The organism is Nocardia sp. CDC160 (assembly GCF_035818795.1).
Taxonomy (GTDB): Bacteria; Actinomycetota; Actinomycetes; order Mycobacteriales; family Mycobacteriaceae; genus Nocardia.
In genome coordinates this window covers 196,643-214,148 of the sequence record NZ_JAYKYT010000003.1, presented here as the reverse complement: position 1 = coordinate 214,148, position 17,506 = coordinate 196,643, and the positions used below count along the sequence as shown (strand labels likewise).

At 63.3% G+C, this 17,506-nt stretch carries 20 protein-coding genes; 6 read left to right on the top strand and 14 right to left on the bottom strand.

Annotation, left to right across the window (positions count from 1 at the left end):
- Window positions 1-17: 17 nt before the first annotated feature.
- The 3 genes from VMT40_RS15580 (at window position 18) to VMT40_RS15570 (ending at window position 3,154) form a co-directional block, all read left to right on the top strand.
- Window positions 18-1,241, top strand: coding sequence for an HNH endonuclease signature motif containing protein (locus VMT40_RS15580; RefSeq protein WP_326358858.1), 1,224 nt, complete (start codon window positions 18-20; stop codon window positions 1,239-1,241).
- A 371-nt stretch (window positions 1,242-1,612) separates the two neighbouring features.
- Entirely contained in the window at window positions 1,613-1,852 is a 240-nt protein-coding gene (locus tag VMT40_RS15575; RefSeq protein WP_326358857.1) for a hypothetical protein, read from the top strand.
- A 222-nt stretch (window positions 1,853-2,074) separates the two neighbouring features.
- Window positions 2,075-3,154: a hypothetical protein gene (locus VMT40_RS15570; RefSeq protein WP_326358856.1), complete on the top strand. Its 1,080-nt coding sequence runs from the start codon at window positions 2,075-2,077 to the stop codon at window positions 3,152-3,154.
- A 382-nt stretch (window positions 3,155-3,536) separates the two neighbouring features.
- On the opposite strand, the gene VMT40_RS15565 is transcribed toward VMT40_RS15570, so the two are convergent.
- The 4 genes from VMT40_RS15565 to VMT40_RS15550 are packed head-to-tail and all read right to left on the bottom strand — an operon-like array spanning window position 3,537 to window position 5,918.
- A complete protein-coding gene (locus VMT40_RS15565) occupies window positions 3,537-4,043 on the bottom strand; it encodes a hypothetical protein (protein WP_326358855.1) in 507 nt (168 codons plus the stop codon).
- A 26-nt stretch (window positions 4,044-4,069) separates the two neighbouring features.
- On the bottom strand, window positions 4,070-4,882 hold the full coding sequence (locus tag VMT40_RS15560) for a hypothetical protein (RefSeq protein WP_326358854.1): 813 nt from the start codon (window positions 4,880-4,882) through the stop codon (window positions 4,070-4,072).
- A gap of 8 nt (window positions 4,883-4,890) precedes the next feature.
- Window positions 4,891-5,208, bottom strand: a complete 318-nt coding sequence (locus tag VMT40_RS15555) for a hypothetical protein (protein ID WP_326358852.1) — start codon at window positions 5,206-5,208, stop codon at window positions 4,891-4,893.
- 11 nt (window positions 5,209-5,219) lie between these two features.
- On the bottom strand, window positions 5,220-5,918 hold the full coding sequence (locus VMT40_RS15550) for a hypothetical protein (RefSeq protein WP_326358851.1): 699 nt from the start codon (window positions 5,916-5,918) through the stop codon (window positions 5,220-5,222).
- 480 nt (window positions 5,919-6,398) lie between these two features.
- On the opposite strand from VMT40_RS15550, the gene VMT40_RS15545 reads away from it, so the two are divergent.
- On the top strand, window positions 6,399-7,328 hold the full coding sequence (locus tag VMT40_RS15545) for a hypothetical protein (RefSeq protein WP_326358850.1): 930 nt from the start codon (window positions 6,399-6,401) through the stop codon (window positions 7,326-7,328).
- Window positions 7,329-7,470: 142 nt separating this feature from the next.
- Here the strand turns inward: VMT40_RS15545 and VMT40_RS15540 are convergent, their stop codons facing one another.
- The 4 genes from VMT40_RS15540 to VMT40_RS15525 all read right to left on the bottom strand — a co-directional run bounded on the left by VMT40_RS15540 (window position 7,471) and on the right by VMT40_RS15525 (window position 10,016).
- Window positions 7,471-8,664 (bottom strand): MFS transporter, encoded by a 1,194-nt coding sequence (locus tag VMT40_RS15540; protein WP_326358849.1) that lies wholly within the window; start codon window positions 8,662-8,664, stop codon window positions 7,471-7,473.
- Between the two features lie 133 nt (window positions 8,665-8,797).
- Window positions 8,798-9,127, bottom strand: coding sequence for an antibiotic biosynthesis monooxygenase (locus VMT40_RS15535; protein WP_326358848.1), 330 nt, complete (start codon window positions 9,125-9,127; stop codon window positions 8,798-8,800).
- A gap of 252 nt (window positions 9,128-9,379) precedes the next feature.
- Window positions 9,380-9,607 (bottom strand): hypothetical protein, encoded by a 228-nt coding sequence (locus VMT40_RS15530; protein ID WP_326358847.1) that lies wholly within the window; start codon window positions 9,605-9,607, stop codon window positions 9,380-9,382.
- 28 nt (window positions 9,608-9,635) lie between these two features.
- Window positions 9,636-10,016, bottom strand: a complete 381-nt coding sequence (locus VMT40_RS15525; protein ID WP_326358846.1) for a hypothetical protein — start codon at window positions 10,014-10,016, stop codon at window positions 9,636-9,638.
- A gap of 253 nt (window positions 10,017-10,269) precedes the next feature.
- Here VMT40_RS15525 and VMT40_RS15520 point away from each other — a divergent pair, with 253 nt between their 5' ends.
- A complete protein-coding gene (locus tag VMT40_RS15520; protein WP_326358845.1) occupies window positions 10,270-11,172 on the top strand; it encodes a tyrosine-protein phosphatase in 903 nt (300 codons plus the stop codon).
- Between the two features lie 104 nt (window positions 11,173-11,276).
- Here VMT40_RS15520 and VMT40_RS15515 read toward each other — a convergent pair whose 3' ends face one another.
- The 5 genes from VMT40_RS15515 to VMT40_RS15495 all read right to left on the bottom strand — a co-directional run bounded on the left by VMT40_RS15515 (window position 11,277) and on the right by VMT40_RS15495 (window position 16,309).
- A complete protein-coding gene (locus VMT40_RS15515; RefSeq protein ID WP_326358844.1) occupies window positions 11,277-11,825 on the bottom strand; it encodes a hypothetical protein in 549 nt (182 codons plus the stop codon).
- A gap of 66 nt (window positions 11,826-11,891) precedes the next feature.
- Complete coding sequence (locus tag VMT40_RS15510) at window positions 11,892-12,818, bottom strand: short-chain dehydrogenase/reductase (RefSeq protein ID WP_326358843.1); 927 nt, start codon at window positions 12,816-12,818, stop codon at window positions 11,892-11,894.
- Complete coding sequence (locus VMT40_RS15505) at window positions 12,818-14,341, bottom strand: flavin-containing monooxygenase (protein WP_326358841.1); 1,524 nt, start codon at window positions 14,339-14,341, stop codon at window positions 12,818-12,820. The genes VMT40_RS15510 and VMT40_RS15505 overlap by 1 nt, the downstream gene beginning before the upstream one ends.
- Window positions 14,342-14,357: 16 nt before the next feature.
- Window positions 14,358-15,419 (bottom strand): PDR/VanB family oxidoreductase, encoded by a 1,062-nt coding sequence (locus VMT40_RS15500; RefSeq protein ID WP_442789987.1) that lies wholly within the window; start codon window positions 15,417-15,419, stop codon window positions 14,358-14,360.
- The gene (locus VMT40_RS15495; protein WP_326358837.1) at window positions 15,416-16,309 is read right to left on the bottom strand and encodes a metal-dependent hydrolase; all 894 of its coding nucleotides are present in this window, start codon (window positions 16,307-16,309) and stop codon (window positions 15,416-15,418) included. The genes VMT40_RS15500 and VMT40_RS15495 overlap by 4 nt, the downstream gene beginning before the upstream one ends.
- Before the next feature lie 98 nt (window positions 16,310-16,407).
- Between VMT40_RS15495 and VMT40_RS15490 the strand changes: the two genes are divergently transcribed.
- Complete coding sequence (locus tag VMT40_RS15490; RefSeq protein WP_326358836.1) at window positions 16,408-17,022, top strand: TetR/AcrR family transcriptional regulator; 615 nt, start codon at window positions 16,408-16,410, stop codon at window positions 17,020-17,022.
- 2 nt (window positions 17,023-17,024) lie between these two features.
- Here the strand turns inward: VMT40_RS15490 and VMT40_RS15485 are convergent, their stop codons facing one another.
- Window positions 17,025-17,441: a PaaI family thioesterase gene (locus VMT40_RS15485; protein WP_326358835.1), complete on the bottom strand. Its 417-nt coding sequence runs from the start codon at window positions 17,439-17,441 to the stop codon at window positions 17,025-17,027.
- Window positions 17,442-17,506 lie beyond the last annotated feature (65 nt).

Genomic DNA, 17,506 nt, shown 5'->3' with positions numbered 1-17,506 from the left:
TCGCCTATGGTGTCGGCGTGGCGCCCCTCAAAGACCTCACCCGCGACGCGGTTCTCCTGACAATCGACGAATTCGACCGGCTCGGCCGCGAGAGCTTCCTACAGAAATACGGATTCAAAGAGGCACAGGGCCTATTCGCTGTCTACCAGGGCAAATTCTATGATTCCAAGGCTCTCGCAGGTGTAGCGCACGGCTATCTGCCGGGACGACGGCCACTGAAGTCCAGCGAGTTCTCTGGTGGCTGGGGCGTTCACGCGGCAGGTGTGCTGAAACGCCTGGGATTTCAAGTGATCGATACGCGCACCGAGACGACTGTGCACGATGTGATCGGTGCTATCACCGGTCTGCGGCCTGCGGTCGTGGCGGATGGCCCCATGCTGAAACAGGCGGTCGTGTTGCTGTGGGCTATTGGGCGTGCTCGCCGCGGCGAGGCACGGGTGTTGTCGTGGGAACACACCCACGCCGAACTCGCGCCGCTGCTGGGAAGGTATCGACGCAACGGGGAGCGTTCCGATGGTCGCCCCGATTACCCTGTCGCCGCCCTGTATCGCGCGGGTTTGTGGACACTTGATCCCGATTCGGACGTACCGACTGCGCATGGCGACACGGAACTGCGCCGATGGTTCGACCACAACCGTCCGGCGGGCGGGCTCCCGGAACCGTACTTCGAGCTGATTCGTTCGTCGGGTCTCGCGCGAGTCCAGGTGATCGACACAATCGTCGGCAAGTTTTTCGACCACTACGACGCCTACGACGAATTGGCCACGGCGGTAGGACTTTTCGACGAGCACATTGCCGATGACGAGCCCACATCGATCGACAATCGTGAGGGAAACGCCCGGGACCTACACGATGTCTACCGAGACTGGGTCACGGCCGTCGAGAACTCCGAAGCCCAGGTCCGTGGGAGTCGGCGAACCGGGATCAGCCGCGACCCCGTCCGACTCGCAAAGGCACGCCGTGCCGTGCTGGCACGCAGCCGAGGATTCTGCGAAAACCCTGATTGCGGAAACAAGGCACCCGATGTCACCGACCGCGGTGAACCAGTTCTGGAAGTGGACCACGTAGCCGATATCGCCACGGGCGGACGTGATCACCCGGTCCAGATGATCGCCCTTTGTCCGAACTGCCATGCGGTGAAGACCCGAGGGCGTTCGCGGCATGAACTCCGTGAGCGTTTCCTTCTCGCAGCGCAAGAACTCCATCAGGTGTGCATGAGCACTCGATCACTCGATGCCTAACTTGGCTACCGCGCTGACCTAGTGGTTGGACCCGCGGGACCGCACACGATGACACGGTCTCCTTTCGGCGGTGTGCCCGGTGCGGTCTTCCCCTTGCGGCGCAGGGTCGTTCAACCACGCCCACCCCGCGGCACCGCAGCCAATCCGCTCGATCCTGGCGCCATCGCGTCGGCCGCGGGGTGGGCGTGGTAGACCCGTACGCGTCGCAAGGGGAAGACCGCACCGACACCGCACCACTCGCGCGGCCATCCACCCGGTCAGCGCCCTGAGTCTTCCCCGCAGCGGTGTCCGCCGGAGGCAATCCACCAGCGGATCAGCCTGACCACATCGGCGTCGGGGCGCACCCGATACTCAGCCAATTCAGTACGAGCGTGCCGATTTTCGGCGTTGTCGCCTACGGATCGGTGACCGGAACCAGCCCTGAAAAGCCCAGGAAAGAAGCCCGAAAATTCCCTGAACCGCCAGTCGGTCTGTTTTCAGAGCGAGTGTTCCTGCTGACCTGCGGGTTTGGGAGGGAGGAGAGAGTGAAGCAGGTCAGCAGGAACAGAGAGAGAAGAAGATCAAGAAGAGGGAGGGAGAAGGAGAAGAAAAGAACAATTGGTTTGGGTTGAGAGGTGGGTCGGGAGGATTCGATGTAGGTGGCGGATGGGTTGGGGCAAATCGGAGTGGGCATTGTGAGAGTTCAGGTTGATCACGTCCTGGTGCTGGACTGGTTCGGCCGAACCGAGCTGGGAGTGGGATTCGAAAGCGCTGGCGCCATCTTGTGAGATATCAAGGGAGACAGTTGGTTTGGTAGTAGATGTGATGTCGGTGCCGAGTGTCATGCTGCGGTGATGGTGAGTGAGAAGGTTCTGTCGGCCAAGCAGGCGGTGCGCGTGGCCGAGCAGTACGTCAAGGACAGCATCGAGGTCATGAACCAGGGGCGCAGCAACCCTGCCATGGCGGAAGTCATCGATCAGCTGCGCAGCGCCATGACCAGCGGCAGCCGGGATGGTTTCGTGCGGGGTAAATCGTTGCTGAGCGAGCTGAGCGCGTCGTACGGACGTGAGGGAGCGAACTTTGTGGGGGTGACGGTCCAGACCGCGGAAGCGGCCCGGATGTGGCGGCGGCATCGCGTGGTCTACCGCGTGCACCCGGGATTGGCCGAAAGCTTGATCGACACCGATACCCGTGCCGAAGTCCCGTGCGAGGTGTTCAAACGACTGCCGCATCCAGAGCCGTTCGTGGTGTTCCCGGTGCCGATCCCCGCACCGATCGCCAAGAATCACTTCGGCCTGACTGTCGTCGGACAACCCGCGTATGTCGGGATGCTGATCACCGGAGTCAACGAGTACGAACAGCTCTGCTCCACCGCCGATCCGGACGTTCGTCAGCTGTCGGTCGCGCTGGCCAGCACCATCGAGTACGAGGGGCAGGCTCCCGGGCACGACGAGACCATCGCCTTGGTGCCCTTGGCGGGCAGGTTCAGTATCGATAGCCTGATCGAGCGGAACACCCAGTACGAAAGTCTCGGAGAGTTTGCCAACGACGAGCAACGAAGGGTCTACAACCTGGCGTTCAGCCTGCTGCTCTACCTGTGCAGTGATCAGCGCGACGCCCGTGAACACCAGCCCGAGACGAACAAGCGTGCCCGGAAATCAGGCCGAGGCGATAGCACGATCATTGATGTGGGATTCGACATCGGACCGGAACTTCAAGCCGCGCGAAGGGATTCATCCACCGAAACCGCTGAGGGTGACGAGGGGAAGCAGGTTCGGCCACATCTCCGACGTGCGCACTGGCACACCTACTGGACCGGGCCACGGAACAGTCCGACACCGGTGGTCAAATGGTTGCACCCGATCGTCGTGCACAAAGAAGACAAGCAAGATCGGCCGACGGCCATCCAGGTCAGGTCACCGAATCCTCGCTGAGTCGGGGTTCGAGTGCGCGCCGCCGCCAAGGCCGTTGGCACAACCAGCGATTCCGCGACCTCGGCGAAGAACTCGGCCTCGCCCTCGCCCACGACGACCAGATTGGCTGGCCACTGACCACTGTGCCCGACCCGACCCGCTGCATCTATCGGCACGTACTCGACGAGCTTGACGTCGCGTTGGTCGCCTACCGTCGGCCCGAACCTGCGCGAGGTGGGAAGGGCGGTAACAATGGCGTCGCTGCAACCTGCAGGTGCGGTCGCAGGATTAGAGTTGCGGTGGGCACCTTCGCAATCGCGGTCCGATCATCTGTGGAATGTGTAGCACTCTATTTGAGATTGCTTGAAGTTCGAATAAGGCCGACATCAAGGCCCGGTATTTACTACGATTTCTGTATGTCTCGAGTGAGCTGGATAAGAAATTCAACCGATTTCTTTACTTTATCATTATCGAGATCGGCAGGATTGCCATCCATTTGAAGGTTGCGCTTCTGGAACGACATTTCGGATACCCATTGACCAACCTGCGTGCGGAACTGGTCGTCGTTCGTCATCCATACTTTCTCGCTGAAGCCCTTGATGGGCTGGAAATCCGATTGAGCGGGCTGGATAGTTCCATTGCGCTGCGGATTATATACTGAGAGCGATCCAATGATCCGCAAGTCGCTCCGGTACACGTGACATCCGGAACTCCATTCGATAGCTTTTCCGTTCGCGTCTTCCGTTGAATTCTCCAGATGCGCGTCGGACGCCTTGAGTTCATCGGTTACGAATGACAGAAACCTCTGACACAGATCTTGGCGTGAGTAATTCGATGGCTTGGCATCGATATTTACATAGTCGCCTTTGTGTGGAGAGCTGCACGCGACGAGCGCGATCAGCGTCGACAACGTCACTAATGCTAATCGCCTACTCATCATTGATAGTACCTATCCGATTTTACCGACCAATTGGCATGGCCGTCTGCAACGGAAGCGTCCATGAAGTTTTGGCAGCCGGGATCCGGCCACAGCTGATTCTTCAGTCCAACTTGCGTGAAGTTCTGCTCGATGACATTCAATCCGATTTGCACATTCTTCGTCACGTCGATGGCCGACAAAATTGCGTTGAGGATCATCTTCGCCCCCGACGTGATGATATCAGAGATGTGTTCGGCGGCACTTACGACCTCAGGGCCCGTCATGGCCGCGACATTTACTATGATATTGCTTACAAAATCCGCAACGCCGTTCGCCATTTCAATATAGAATTTGAGAATATTCCGTGCCATGTCATTGATATTGTCGGCAATCGTTCCGCAGATCTTTGACGCAGCTTGAAACGCATCGGCCTGGGTCTTCCGGGCAGTCTCGTAGGAGTCTGCCCCTGGGCTCTGCCAACGGGCTGTTATGTCGGCATAGTTACAGTTGGTGTGCCCTTCGTCTATGTTGCCCTGGATGCTCATCCATTGATTGGCAATATCTATGAGCACAACCGGTAGGTTGAAGGACTTGATGAAGTAGACGATACCAATGTAGTGGATGTCGCCTACGTCGCCACCGTAAAGAACGGTTCTTATCCACTTCTTGGCGGTATCTTCATGGTCTTTGAGCCAAAACGCGCCCAATGCTCCAGCAAATGCCGAACCTCGTTTAAAGGCGGCCTCCACTGTGGGGGAGAGGTCATCGAAGTGTTTCTGGTTGGAGATAACGGAATTGATGTTGCTCTCGAGATCGTCTTTGGTCGCCACTGTCAATCCTAATACAGGTTCTTGAAAGAATGGAGATTTTGCTGCTCCTCTTTCTGGTAAGTATCATGTGCCCATTCCAGGGTTGCGGCGATTGCATTGGCAACACCCTGACCATCGTCTAACAGTTTGTAGACATGCCCAGGAACGTCCTTGTACCTGTTGTAAAGCTCGGTGAAATAGAATTCATAATCTTGCGACAGGCCGACAGTCGAAATAAGATCTCTAGCCGCAGTTAGATTGTCCTTGGCTGTGTCCCAGTTTGCCGAGGCGTCGTGTAGTGATTTCAGGGCCAGATTGATTGCATCCCCGGTGGGTGTTCCTACCACTTCACATCTCCCTAGTATCTCGAAAGTTGAATTCGGTGCTGGCGATGCCACTCTTCAAGTTGATCATCCGAGTATTGCGAATAATCGCGCTTGAGTTCAAAACTTGGTCGAGCAGATCGAATCTTGTCAGCGCAGGCTATGATTTCACTTTCCAGTACTGAAGCGTCGGTGCAGCCGTACCATTGGGGCCATACGCGGATCGATTTGATCGAGAATCGATCGGCGGCCATTGTTACGACAGGTTCGTCGTGCTCCAGGTGCTGACCATGCACGTGATATTCACCGAAGGTGGCGAATGATCTCATTGTTTGCTGGTATTGCTCCCACGTTGAGGTTTCTAGCAGGAGACCCAATTGCTTTCTTCGGGGTGTCGCCGATGCATGGGTGGGCAGACGTTCTGGCCAGCCACCGTTTGCCCGTATAGCCTGTTCGAGCAACCGTCGACGAGCGAGTCCGTATGCGGCGAATAGCTCACGGCTAACCGCCGACCGAGCCACCTGCTGGTTCCACAGAGCGCTGAACTCGAGTCGGACAGGTAGGTGACCGCTATCGAGATGCATAATGACAGGCGCTGATCCGGGCGAGCTCGTCACCGTCGCTTGTCGGACTGCCGGGGGAGGTGCCGCTGGCGTGGACGGTGCTGGCGGCTTGTGGTGATCATCCCAGTCATCGTCGTCGAAGTTCCCAAAGTTCGTGTACTGAATCACCATCGCGGTGAGCGATACCCCCTGACAGCCCCAAGATCAACTTTGCGACAAGGTATCAGGTGGCCAGCAACCGAACAATCCGACCGACTAGTCTTGTCGTGCTTACGGAAAGCTCTCGGGGGCAGCTTCGGTGAGCGGGGGTCACAAGTCCGCTTTATGCATGATGCTGGGGAGTGTGTCTAGGAGACCGATAGCTCGGAGCGCTAGCTGGGATCCAAGGGCAAGATCACTGCAGGCCATGCTGTAGACCAATGTATTTTGCCGCTTTGAGATCATCTAGCGCTGTTTTCGCAGGTCAGGACACTGTTTGGCTTCTTTGATCTCATAATCCATTGGTCGCGGGGTCGAGCCTCGCCCGCCCCGCCTCAAAGGTCTGGTCCGCGAGGCTGGGCCTCAACTTCTTCGACACGGTGCTATCGGGCAAACGGGGCGTGTCCGAGTGGATTCAGAACATGTGTTCGAGGCGGTCGTTATGGTCGCTTCGTGCCGTCGATTCGTCACGAGATTCCGTTGCAGTTGTTGCGCCATCGTCCCGAGGTCGCGGCTTTGATTGCCCGTACTGTGCTTGGGTTGCCAGTGCCTGATCTACCTTGTTGGCGGCCGGGGCCGGAAACGGTCACGCTGTTGTCGCCGGGGGAGTTGCATCTGGATGTCGTGTTGGTCGGCACGGTCACCGAGAAGCCCGAGTTCGCGGTCATTCATGAAGTTCAGAATTCTTGTGGCGTACCGGATCTCGAACGTATCGCGCTGAGTTGGCCTGCGTATGTCACTCATGTGCGCCAGCGTTTGGGGTGTCCGGTGGTGTTGCTGGCGTTCTGTCCCGACGAGCCGACCGCCCGGAAGATCGCGGCACCGGTCGAGACCGGTCACCCCGATTTCGTCTTCCGGCCTCGGACCTACTGGCCGGGCATGTTGCCTGCGATCACCACCGTTGCCGAGGCTGACCGGTGGCCGGAGCTGGCGCTGTTGTCCGCGCCTGGTCATCTGGCCGATGACGAGCGTCGCAGCGTGCTCGCCATGGCGCTCGAGGCGATGCAGCATCTCGAGCCGGATTGGCGTGTCCACTACCATGACTACATCAGCAAATGCGTACCGGCTCGGTACCGGAAGGAGTGGGAGGAGCTCGTGGCCATCGCGATCGAGAACTACCACTGGGAGAGCGATTTCGCGCAGGAACACCAGGCTATCGGCCGAGCCGAGGGGAAGGCTGAAGGGAAGGCCGAAGCGCTGGCGGGGTCGGTGTTGCGGGTGCTGAAGCGGCGCGGGGTCCACGTCGATGATGCCGTTCGTGCCCGGGTGACCGCGTGTTCCGATCTGGATCAGCTGACGCGCTGGCTGGACCTGGCCGTGATCGTGGATTCCGCTGAGCGGATCTTTGATGACGGTGCCGACCCCCTGGCGGAACCGGAGTAACGGATCGGCGCGGTCATACGCTTGTCCGCCCTCCGGTGGAAGCTGCGGGTCTGATGTCAGAGTGAGCGGTGCTGCGCGGAGGTCTCGCCGTGGTTGGCACGTAATGGGTGTCGGAGCTCAGTTGTCTGTGCCAGCGTGACGGTCACTGCTTGGCTCTCCGGGTCGAGAGGGTGATGGCTGTGGCGATGGCTACGGCGAGCGTGGAGGCGAGAGTTGTTGGGGGCCAGCCGAAGTAGGTTGTGGCGGTGGCGCCGAATGCTGTGCCTGCGCTGCCGCCGAGGAAGTAGATGAGCATGTAGGCGCTGTTGAAGCGGGCTGGGGTCGACGGGGCGAGGGCTAGGACGGTGCTTTGGTTGGAGACCTGGGCGGCGAAGAGGCCTGCGTCGAAGAGGGCCAGGCAGAGGAGGGTGACGGTGGGGGTGGAGAGGGTTACGCCGAGGAGGAGGGTGGCGGTGGCTGCGAGGGTTAGGCCGGTGAGGATTACTCGGCGGGGGCCGACTCGGTCGGTCCAGGCGCCTGCGATGCGGGTGGCGGGGATGCCGAGGAGTCCGGCGCTGGCGTAGAGGCCGATGCGTTCGGGGGAGTAGGAGAACGGGGGCTGGGAGAGGGCTACGGCCAGGCCCGACCAGATTGTGCAGAAGGCGAAGAACCATAGGGTGCCGCGGGTGGCGGCCAGGCGTAGCACGGGGAAACGGGCGTAAAGGTTTGGGAGGCTGCGGAGTTGGGATAGGTAGCCGGTGGAGGGGGTGGTGTACTCGGCGGGCAGAAGTGCCCGAGCCGCTACGGCGGTCGCGGCGCTGGCTGCGGCCAGGAGGAGGAGCATGGGGCGCCAGCCGAGGGCGTCGGCTAGCCAGCCGCCGAGGATGCGGCCGAGGAGGATGCCCGCTGAGATGCCCGCGGTGACGACGCCCAGGACGGTAGCTCGGCGTGCGGGGTCGGCGAATCTGCCTGCTATGGAGCTCAATTGGGCTCCGACCGCGGAACCGGCTCCGATGACGCCGATGGTGAGGCCGAGCAGCCAGGGGGAGCCGACCGCTGCGGCCGCGGCCAGGGCTACGGCGAGGGACCAGAATTGCGCCGATATCACCGTGCGCGGCGGTAGTCGATCCACCAGTGGGACCAGGAAGGCGAGGCCCAGCATGTAGCCGACCGGTCCGCACGCCAGCGCGGTGCCGATTTCGGCGACGGAGGCGCCGAGCGAACCGGCCACCGCTGCGATGGCGGGCTGCAACGGATAGATACTCGCGGTCCCCAAAGCGGCGGCGACTGCCATGAACCACACCACCGGTGTGCGCAGGCGCGTAACCCGTTCGACGGCAACAAGTTCGGATGTCATTCCCCGACGCTACGAACGCCCCGGGGGTAAGGCTGGCGGGATGCGGACATTACCGTGGGGTGCGGGTCGCTCCGGAATGATCGATGCCTGTCAGCGAAGAACCCCGGGTCGATGCCCCGGGGTTCCACGCGGGTTACCGCCGGAGCGTGTCTCGATCCAAAGTCAGGGCGACCTCGTACAGGCCGGGGTTGGCCTCGCCGAATGCCTTGTTGCCCTGGATCATGCCTTTCGCCAGGAGATGTTCGATGACGCGTTGGGCGGCATCGAGGTCGGTGCTCTGCGCGTAGTTGACGACCCGGGTGCCGTCCAGGCTGCGGTGCAGACTGGCGGACAGCCAGCCGGGCACCTCGGCGGCGACCCGGGCAGCCCGAGCCAGATGCTCGATCAACGGTTGCTGCCGACCGGGTTCGACGGTGAAGACGTTGATCTGGGTCACGGTCCCGTCGACGCGAATGATGGGCATTGCTACTCCTCGAATCGATTCGAGGCGAGGGCAACCGAGAGGTCGACGAACCCGCAAAAAGCCGCGCCAAACTCTCGGCGGTCTCGCCGATTGCTTGTCGCGGGTTCGCCACCGTGGTGGCGATACGGAGCCTCACAACGAGGGGGTTGGGCTTACCGATGCCAACCCAGGTCCTTTCGACCTCCCCAGACTATCTCGACGCCGATTCGAATCAACCCCGGGTCGATGACCCGGGGTTCCGTGTGGATTCGCTCAGAAGCAGTAGGGGAACTTGCATTTGGTGGGGTCGTTTGGGCCGAAGATGAGGGTGATGAGGCCGTTGATTACCGCGTCGGCTGCGGCTGAACCGGTGTTGAAGGCCACGTTCTGCGCGGAAGCCACGGGGGCGGTGGCGATTTCGGGCTGGGGTGCGGCGGTCGCGGTGGCGGGGGCGGCAACGAGTAGGGCCGCCGCGGTGGTCAGGAGGGTCTTGCGGAGCATTGTCTTGCCTTTCGGAATCGCGGGGCGGCTAGAGGACCAGGCAGGAGCTGCCGCCGTTGATGCCGGTGCCGACGGCCAGGACGATGGTCTTGGAATCGTCGTTCTGGGTCACCAGGATGGTGTGGGTGCCGACGGTGGTCGGGGTCCAGCTGGCCACGTGGGTCTTCGGGGTGGGGCTGTCGTCGGTGCGGGCGAACCACACGCCATTGTCGAAGAAGTTCATGCCCGCGCCCGAGCTGCTGTTCGCGATGACCGAGTAGGTGCACCCGGTGCCGAAGCCGTTGCTGAGGCCACCTCCCGCGATCAGGACCTGGGTGCCGATTTCGGCGGAGGCCTGGGGCGCGGCCAGGATCAGACCGGCGGCGGACAGCAGGATCGCGGCCGACGCCGAGTTCCGAAGACTGCTCATCTCAAATGACTCCTCAGTTAGCTTCAGGCGAACTTCAGTCATGTTGCCAAATAACAGCTTCCGGCTATATCGGGCGGATGCCCTATTCGAGCACCGATTCAGAAACCGCCCCAAGTTTTCGGGGGTTGCTCGGGGGCCGCCGAAGGTTCGCCGGTTGATCGCCTCCGGTTCATATCCCGCCGATATAACGACTCGCGATCTATTTGTGAGACGCGGTGACACGCGTGCCTCACGCGTGAAGAGGAGTTTGTTGGTGTCAGTTTCAATGCGGCGCAGCGGGATTGTCGTGCTGGTCTCCGCGGGTCTGCTCGTGTCCCCGTTCCTGGGTTCGGCGGTGACGGAGCACGCGGCGACGATCGCCATGCCGGTCGCGTCGGCCAAGCCCGCCAAGGGGCAGACGGCGGACGCCCCGCGCCTGCAGAGCGTGGTGAACTTCCGGGATCTGGCCGGAACGGGCGAGGGCTACCAGGCGCAGGGCAGCCATCACCTGAACAAGGGTGTGTTCTACCGCTCGAACGCGCTGACCCCCAATGACGCCGACCTGGCCACCCTCGACGGCCTGCACCTGAGTTCGGTCTTCGATCTGCGCAGCGCCGACGAGATCGCGCAGAAGGCCGACCGTGTGCCCGCGGGCGCGGCGTACGTGAACATCCCGATCTTCTCCGGGAACCTGTCCACCGGTATGCCGAACCTCACCTCCCCCGACGCGGCGCGGAAGTTCATGCAGGACATCAACAAGTCCTTCGTCACCGACGCCGGTGAACGCGGCAAGTTTGCCGACCTGCTCACCCAGCTGGCCGAACAGCAGGGCCCGGCCGTGTTCCACTGCACCGCGGGCAAGGACCGCACCGGCTGGACGGCGTACCTGCTGCAGAGCATCGCCCGCGTGAGCGACGCCGACATCATGAGCGACTACCTGCTCAGCAACGATTATCTGGCCGCCAGCAATGCTGCCACCCTGGCCCAGATCAAGGCCGCCAAGGGCGAGCAGGCCGCGGCCATCTACGCGCCGCTGCTCGGCGTCGACCGCACCTACCTGCAGGCCGGAATCGACCAGCTCACAGCGGATTACGGCTCGGTCGACAAGTATCTGAAGGATGGCTTGGGCCTCAACGGCCACACCATCGAACAGCTGCGCCACAAGCTGACCAAGTAGTCACAAGCTGACCAAGTAAGTGTGCGGCGGGGCGACGGACGCTGCCGATCCATCGCCCCGCCGATTACCGATACCTCCTCGACGTGGCGAATTCGCGCGGGCGACTAGGAGATCGACGCGCCGACGAAGGCACCGATGACCGCGCCGACCGCGCACCCGACGATCGCGCCGACCAGGAAGAACCAGATGCCGATAATGATTCCGATGACGCAGCCGATCACCGCGCCAGCGAATATCGCGCCACCCTCATCGGCGTCGACCTGGTGCATGAACGGCAGATCCTGCGAGCTGGTCGCCGCCACCGTGGGCCCGCCCACCGGTGTGAGGGTCAGCGAGGTATCGCTGTTCAGGGCGGGAGTGACCTGGAGGACCTGACCGGTATTCGCGGTGAGCGTCAGCGGAATCGACCCGACGATCGCGCCGTCGTCAGCGACTACCTGCACCGAGTCCGGTGCGAGCACAAAGTGACCGGAGGCCAGGGTTACCAGGGCATTGGAGTGGTCGGCCGCCAATGTGGTGGAGTATCCGACCGAACCATCCACCCCGTTGACCGTGACATCGGCGAGCCCCGCCTCGCCGTGCGCCGTGGCCATGGTTATTCCGGTGGCTGCGATGGCGAACATGGTTGTCGCCATCATCTTCTTGGTGAACATTTCCTTTTCCCATCCGTTCGGGGTTTTCCTTTGACGTTCCCCCGACGAACGGCACCGGATGTGTGATCAATAATGCGCTCGAACGCGGCCGCTGTCCATGGGCATAGCCGCTGCTGAGGCAGGTTTTTCGAGGCTGCGACGCTCGAGTTCGCGCAGCAGCGCGGCCACCCGCGGATCGTGGGCCAGACCGAAATCCAGCACCCGGTTGATCAGCCCGCGCAGCAACGCGTACGGAATCCAGGGAACCGGTGAGATGGACTGCGGCGCACGCTTTTCGATGGCGTCGGCCACGGTGCGTGCCGCCTGCTCGGCGGTGATGCGGGCACTCAACGGCCAGGGCAGCAGCGCCTCGATCCGGCGGCCGAGGTCATCGCGATCCAGCGTGGCATGCGTCATTTCGGTCTCGACGATCCCGAAATACGCGATCCCCGCCGAGGCCCCGTGCGGCGCGAGCTCCACCCGCAGCGCCCGGCCCAACTGCTCGACCGCCGCCTTGCTGATCATGTACGGCGCGCCGCCCATGCCGGGCGCGAAGGCGGCGCACGAGGAGACGACCACGACATGCCCACGGGCGGCGATGATGTCGTCGAGCGCGGGGTGCACGGTATTGAACACGCCGGTGAGATTGATGCCGAGGACGCGATCGAAGTCCGCGGGATCGATGGTCCGCAGGGTCGCCGGTCGCGGCACCACCCCGGCATTCGCGACGACGATATCCAGATGGCCGAAGTACGCGGCCACCTGGGGAATCGCCTCGGCCATGGCGGCACGATCGGCGACATCGGCGATCACCGGCAGCGCCCGCTCGCCGAGCGCGGCGGCCACCGAGGTGGCGGCCTCGGCATCCACATCGACCACGGCCACCGACGCGCCCCGCCGGTACAGCATCTCGGCGAGTGCGCGCCCGATGCCCTGCCCGGCACCCGTGATCAGCGCGACCCGACCCTCGGGCCGGAAGGGGCTCGGGCAGGGCAGACAGCGCGGGGTGGACATCAACGGCTCATTTCGGTGATGGCGGCGGGGGTGAGGGCGTAGGACTCGGCATCGAATCGTCGGGTGCGCCTGCGGTATTCGAAGCTCCAGTTGGGATACAGCCCGGCATTGCGGCCGTCGGCGGTGGTGTAGTAGCTGCGGCACCCGCCGGTCAGCCAGACGCTGTCGGCGCTGCGGCGGTCCATCTCGTCGAGGAAGTCGTCCTGCACCTCGGGCCGCAGTTCGATGCGGCCGATTCCGTTGTCGCGCATGGTCTTCAGCGCGTCGACGATGTAGGCGATCTGAGACTCGATCATGTAGATGGCCGACTGGTTCCCGGCCGCGCCGAAGGGCCCCAGCGTGCAGAAGAAGTTGGGAAATCCGGCGACGGCGGCACCCAGATAGCTTTGCGGCTCCAGCTGATACAGGTCGGCGAGGGACAGCTTGTGGCGGCCGATGTAGCGGTGATAGGCCGACGGAATCGAGGTGAATCCGGTGCCGAAGATAATGGTGTCCACCGTGTGCTCGGTGCCGTCGCGCAGCACGAGGGAGTGCGGGCGGACCTCGGCAATGCCCTCGGTGAGGACATCGACATTCGGCTGATCCAGTGCGGGCAGATAGGCATCGGAGAAGATGGCCCGCTTGCAGCCGATGATGTAGTCGGGGGTGAGGGTCCGGCGCAGCCGCGGGTTCCGCACCTGCCGCCGCAGTTGCAGTCGGCCCAGCGCCTCGTAGGGGTGGCGGAACCGCTTGTCCACCAGCGAGATCAGCCCGAAGCCCTCGATGGCCGCGTACCAGCCACCGCGTATCGCCTTCTGGGCCAGTGGAATCCGGCGCAATAGCAGGCGTTCCAGCCCGAGGATGGGGCGATCCAGGCGCGGGACGATCCACGGTGCGGACCGCTGGAACAGCAGCAGCCGATCGACCTTCGGCTGAATCTCCGGCACGAACTGCACCGCCGACGCCCCCGTGCCGATCACGGCCACCCGCTTGCCGGTCAGGTCGTGCTCGTGATCCCAGTGCAGCGAGTGGAATGCCTTGCCCTCGAAGCGATCCAACCCCGGCAGTTCCGGATACTTGGCCTCCGCGAAGATGCCCGCCGCCGAGATCAGGATGTCGGCGGTCAGATCGCCGCGGCTGGTCCGCACCCGCCACAGCGAGTGTTCCTCGTCCCAGCGGGCATCCAGGAGTTCCGCGCCGAATCGAATGTGGCGCACCACATCGTGCTCGTGGGCGACCCGGCGCAGGTACTCCAGGATCTCCGGCTGCCTGCCGTAGGTCCGTGACCAGTCCGGATTCGGTGCGAAGGAATAGCTGTACAGCTGGGACGGCACGTCGCAGGCGCAACCGGGATAGGTATTGGCCCGCCACGTCCCGCCCAGGTCGTCGGCGCGTTCGAGGATCACCAGATCCTCGAAACCGGCCTCGCGCAGCTTGACCGCCAGGCCGATGCCGCCGAAACCCGCCCCGACGACGGCGATTCCGACGTGTTCGACCGCGCCCGAATCAGTTTCGGCCGCACGTGTTTCCGTATCAATCGACATGTATGTTCCCGAGGTTCTACAGATCGAGCACGAGCGCGTCGCCCGCGGCGCGGGAAACGCAGAGCAGCATGTGGTCCGTCCGCTCGGCCGGGGTGAGCAGGCGATCGCGATGATCGACCGCACCGGCGCGGACGCCGACCTTGCAGGTGCCGCAAAAGCCCTGGCGGCATGAGTAATTGACAGTGGGCAGCACCCGTTGGACCGCCGCCAGTGCGGTTTCGGTCGCGCCGACCCGCAGGGTCCTGCCGGTGCGAGCGAGCGTGAGATCGAAGCCGCGGCCATCGACGACCGGCCGGGCCGAAAAGCGTTCCGTATGTAGCGATCCCGTCGGATCCAGCGCGAACCGACAGCGTTGCGCCGCCTCGATCATGGCGGGCGGTCCGCACACGTACACGGCCGCACCGCGCTCGGCCGTGGCGATGATCGCCGCCACATCGGGCGCACCGACCTCGTCATCGGGCCGAATCTCGGCGTCGGGCAACTCATCCAGAAACGGCATCGACGCCCGCGATCGCCCCGCGTAGACCAGCCGCCCGCGCGAGCCCACCGCCTCCACCATCGGCAGAATCGGCGTGATCCCGATCCCACCGGCGAGAAACAGATACGACGGCGCATCGACCAAGGTGAACGCATTGCGCGGCCCGCGAATCCGCACCCGATCGCCGACCCACAGCGCCTCGTGAACCTCCCGCGACCCGCCGTCGCCACCCGGAATCAACCGCACCGCAATCCGATACCGCCCCCGATCGCGCGGATCACCGCACAGCGAATACTGCCGCTGTCGACCCGACGGCAGAAACACGTCCAGATGCGCCCCGGGCCGCCAACTCGGCAACTCCCGCCCATCGGCCGCCCGCAATGTCACCGCGAGCACATCGGGCGCGACCCGCTCCAGCCTCTCGACCACGGTAGACAGCTCGAATCCACTGCGCCGCAACGGCTTCGGCGGTGAAAGCACCGGCGCTGCAGCACTGGCAGTGAACACCCGCTTGTAGACATCCATCGCCCCGCCCAATACCCGCAGGCCCAGCGGCGGGGCAGTCGGTCCTCGCCCGGTTCGAGAAACGTCGATGCTCATTCGGCTGCCGCCCGGGCCGCGGGGGAGTGGGCGAGGTAGCGCAGGGCGGTGTCCATCGGGCCCAGTTGGGAGGGATGGAATCCCGGTCGTAGATAGCGCGGGATTTCTGTGAAGAAGACGGTCCAGCTCGGGATCACGCCGCGTCGAGTGGCGTTCAGGAACTGCCAGCCCCAGAATCGACCCTTGTTCGGCGACGGGTCCTTTCGATAAAGGTAGCCCGCCGAGAGGACGAACAGTGGCAGCAGGGTCAGGCTGGCCAGCACGCCGGTGCGGGCCTTGCGCAGGTAGCCGCCGTCCAGATACATGTAGGCGTCGTAGACCACGCTGCGGTGCTCGACCTCCTCCGCCCCGTGCCAGCGGACCAGGTCCAGCATGGCCGGATGCATGCCCTTGGCCTCGAGAATGTCGGCATTGAGCAGCCATTCGCCCAGGACGGCGGTGTAATGCTCCATTCCGGCGAAGAGTCCGAGCCGCTCCTTGAGCCACTCCTCCTTGGCCCGCCCGGTCAGCCCGTGCGCGCCGAGGATCCGATCCACCAGCCACGCAACGCTTTTCACGTACGAGTCGACGTCCAGGCCGAGGGCTTGCAGGTGTCGTCGCGCGGCCTCGTGGCTGCTGGCGTGCATGGATTCCTGCCCGATGAAGCCGGTCACCTCCTCGCGCAACCGCTCGTCCTCGATATAGGGCAGGGCCTCCGACAATGCCTGCGCCATGGCCCGTTCGCCCTCCGGCAGCACCAGGTGCATGACGTCGACAATGTGCGTGGCCAGCACCTCGCCCGGAATGTAGTGCAGCGGAACGGATTCGAAATCGAACCGGACATCGCGCGCGGAAATGGCATGTGCTTCATCGCTGTAGTGGCGCTGCGGTGCGCCGACCGTGTCAGCCATGAACGAACCGTACAGCGCAACATTTTGTATGGCAATGTTGCAGCCACAAAATGGTCGAGATTGTTGCATCGAGCGTCGTGCCTGCTAGCGTTGGTCCGGTGACGACCGCGCCGAAAACCCCGCTGACCCGCGCGGATGCCGCCGATGACATCGAGACCCGCATCCTGGACGCGGCGCTGGCGCAATTCCAGAAGTTCGGGTTCAAGAAGACGACCATCGAGGATGTGGCCAAGCAGGCCGGGGTCGATCGGGTGACCGTCTACCGCCGCCTGGGCTCACGCGACGACCTGGTGCAGGCCGTCGTCAGCCGCGAGGTCGCCAACCTGCTCGCCGAGCTCGCGGGCATGCCCGAGCGGCACACCGATCTCGCCGATCTGATCGCGGACATCTTCGTCACCGTCATTACCGGTTGGCGGGCGCATCCGCTGGTGGAACGGCAGCTCGCGCTCGAACCCGAACGCATCGTCACCAAACTGACCGTCGACGGCGAGACGGTGTTCGCCATGACGGTCGCGGCCACCGTGCAGATCTTCGAACAAGCCGCGCGCAAGGGGATCTTCGAAGCTCCGAAGGATCTGGCCGCGCGCACCGAAGTCGCCTGCCGCGTTGTGCATTCGCTGATCCTGGTCCAGGGCGGGGCGGCCGCCCTGGAAACACCCGATGAGCTCGCGCAATTCGCGCGCACGTACCTGGTGCCGGTGATCGCGGGATAGCGCTACAACACCGCCTGGGTCTGCGTCACCTTGGCGACGAGTTTGTCCGCGTCATCACGGATTTCGGTCTCGACGACAATGAAGCTGCGCCCCTTGTGCAGCGGCGTGGCGGTCGCGGTGGCATGACCCGACCGCAGCGCGCGCACGAAATTCGTCTTCGACTCCACCGTCGTCGTGCCCTGCGCACCGTCGGGCAGGTTCAGGAACGCGCAGACCGCCGCCGTCGCATCGGCGAGCGACATGAGCGCCCCGCCGTGCATGGATCCGCCCAGCGTGCAGAGGTTCTCGCGCCACTCGAGCCGACTGCGCACCCGCTCCGGGCCGCACTCGAGCACCTCGATGCCCAGCTCGGTGCTGAACGGCATGGTGGCGAACAACTGCGTACCCACCGAATCGATGGCGATCTCCGTATCGGTCATGAGATCAACAGTGCCCGAGGAAGCGAGCGGAGTCGATTACTTCTCGAGTAATGGCAGACTCGGCG

Bases quoted from the DNA above. Each gene is read 5' to 3' on its own strand.
- VMT40_RS15505 (WP_326358841.1), bottom strand. From the start codon at position 14,341: ATGTCGATTGATACGGAAACACGTGCGGCCGAAACTGATTCGGGCGCG.
- VMT40_RS15500 (WP_442789987.1), bottom strand. From the start codon at position 15,419: ATGAGCATCGACGTTTCTCGAACCGGGCGAGGACCGACTGCCCCGCCG.
- VMT40_RS15535 (WP_326358848.1), bottom strand. From the start codon at position 9,127: ATGCCCATCATTCGCGTCGACGGGACCGTGACCCAGATCAACGTCTTC.
- VMT40_RS15570 (WP_326358856.1), top strand. From the start codon at position 2,075: ATGGTGAGTGAGAAGGTTCTGTCGGCCAAGCAGGCGGTGCGCGTGGCC.
- VMT40_RS15510 (WP_326358843.1), bottom strand. From the start codon at position 12,818: ATGTCCACCCCGCGCTGTCTGCCCTGCCCGAGCCCCTTCCGGCCCGAG.
- VMT40_RS15495 (WP_326358837.1), bottom strand. From the start codon at position 16,309: ATGGCTGACACGGTCGGCGCACCGCAGCGCCACTACAGCGATGAAGCA.
- VMT40_RS15525 (WP_326358846.1), bottom strand. From the start codon at position 10,016: ATGAGCAGTCTTCGGAACTCGGCGTCGGCCGCGATCCTGCTGTCCGCC.
- VMT40_RS15550 (WP_326358851.1), bottom strand. From the start codon at position 5,918: ATGGTGATTCAGTACACGAACTTTGGGAACTTCGACGACGATGACTGG.
- VMT40_RS15530 (WP_326358847.1), bottom strand. From the start codon at position 9,607: ATGCTCCGCAAGACCCTCCTGACCACCGCGGCGGCCCTACTCGTTGCC.
- VMT40_RS15485 (WP_326358835.1), bottom strand. From the start codon at position 17,441: ATGACCGATACGGAGATCGCCATCGATTCGGTGGGTACGCAGTTGTTC.
- VMT40_RS15515 (WP_326358844.1), bottom strand. From the start codon at position 11,825: ATGTTCACCAAGAAGATGATGGCGACAACCATGTTCGCCATCGCAGCC.
- VMT40_RS15540 (WP_326358849.1), bottom strand. From the start codon at position 8,664: ATGACATCCGAACTTGTTGCCGTCGAACGGGTTACGCGCCTGCGCACA.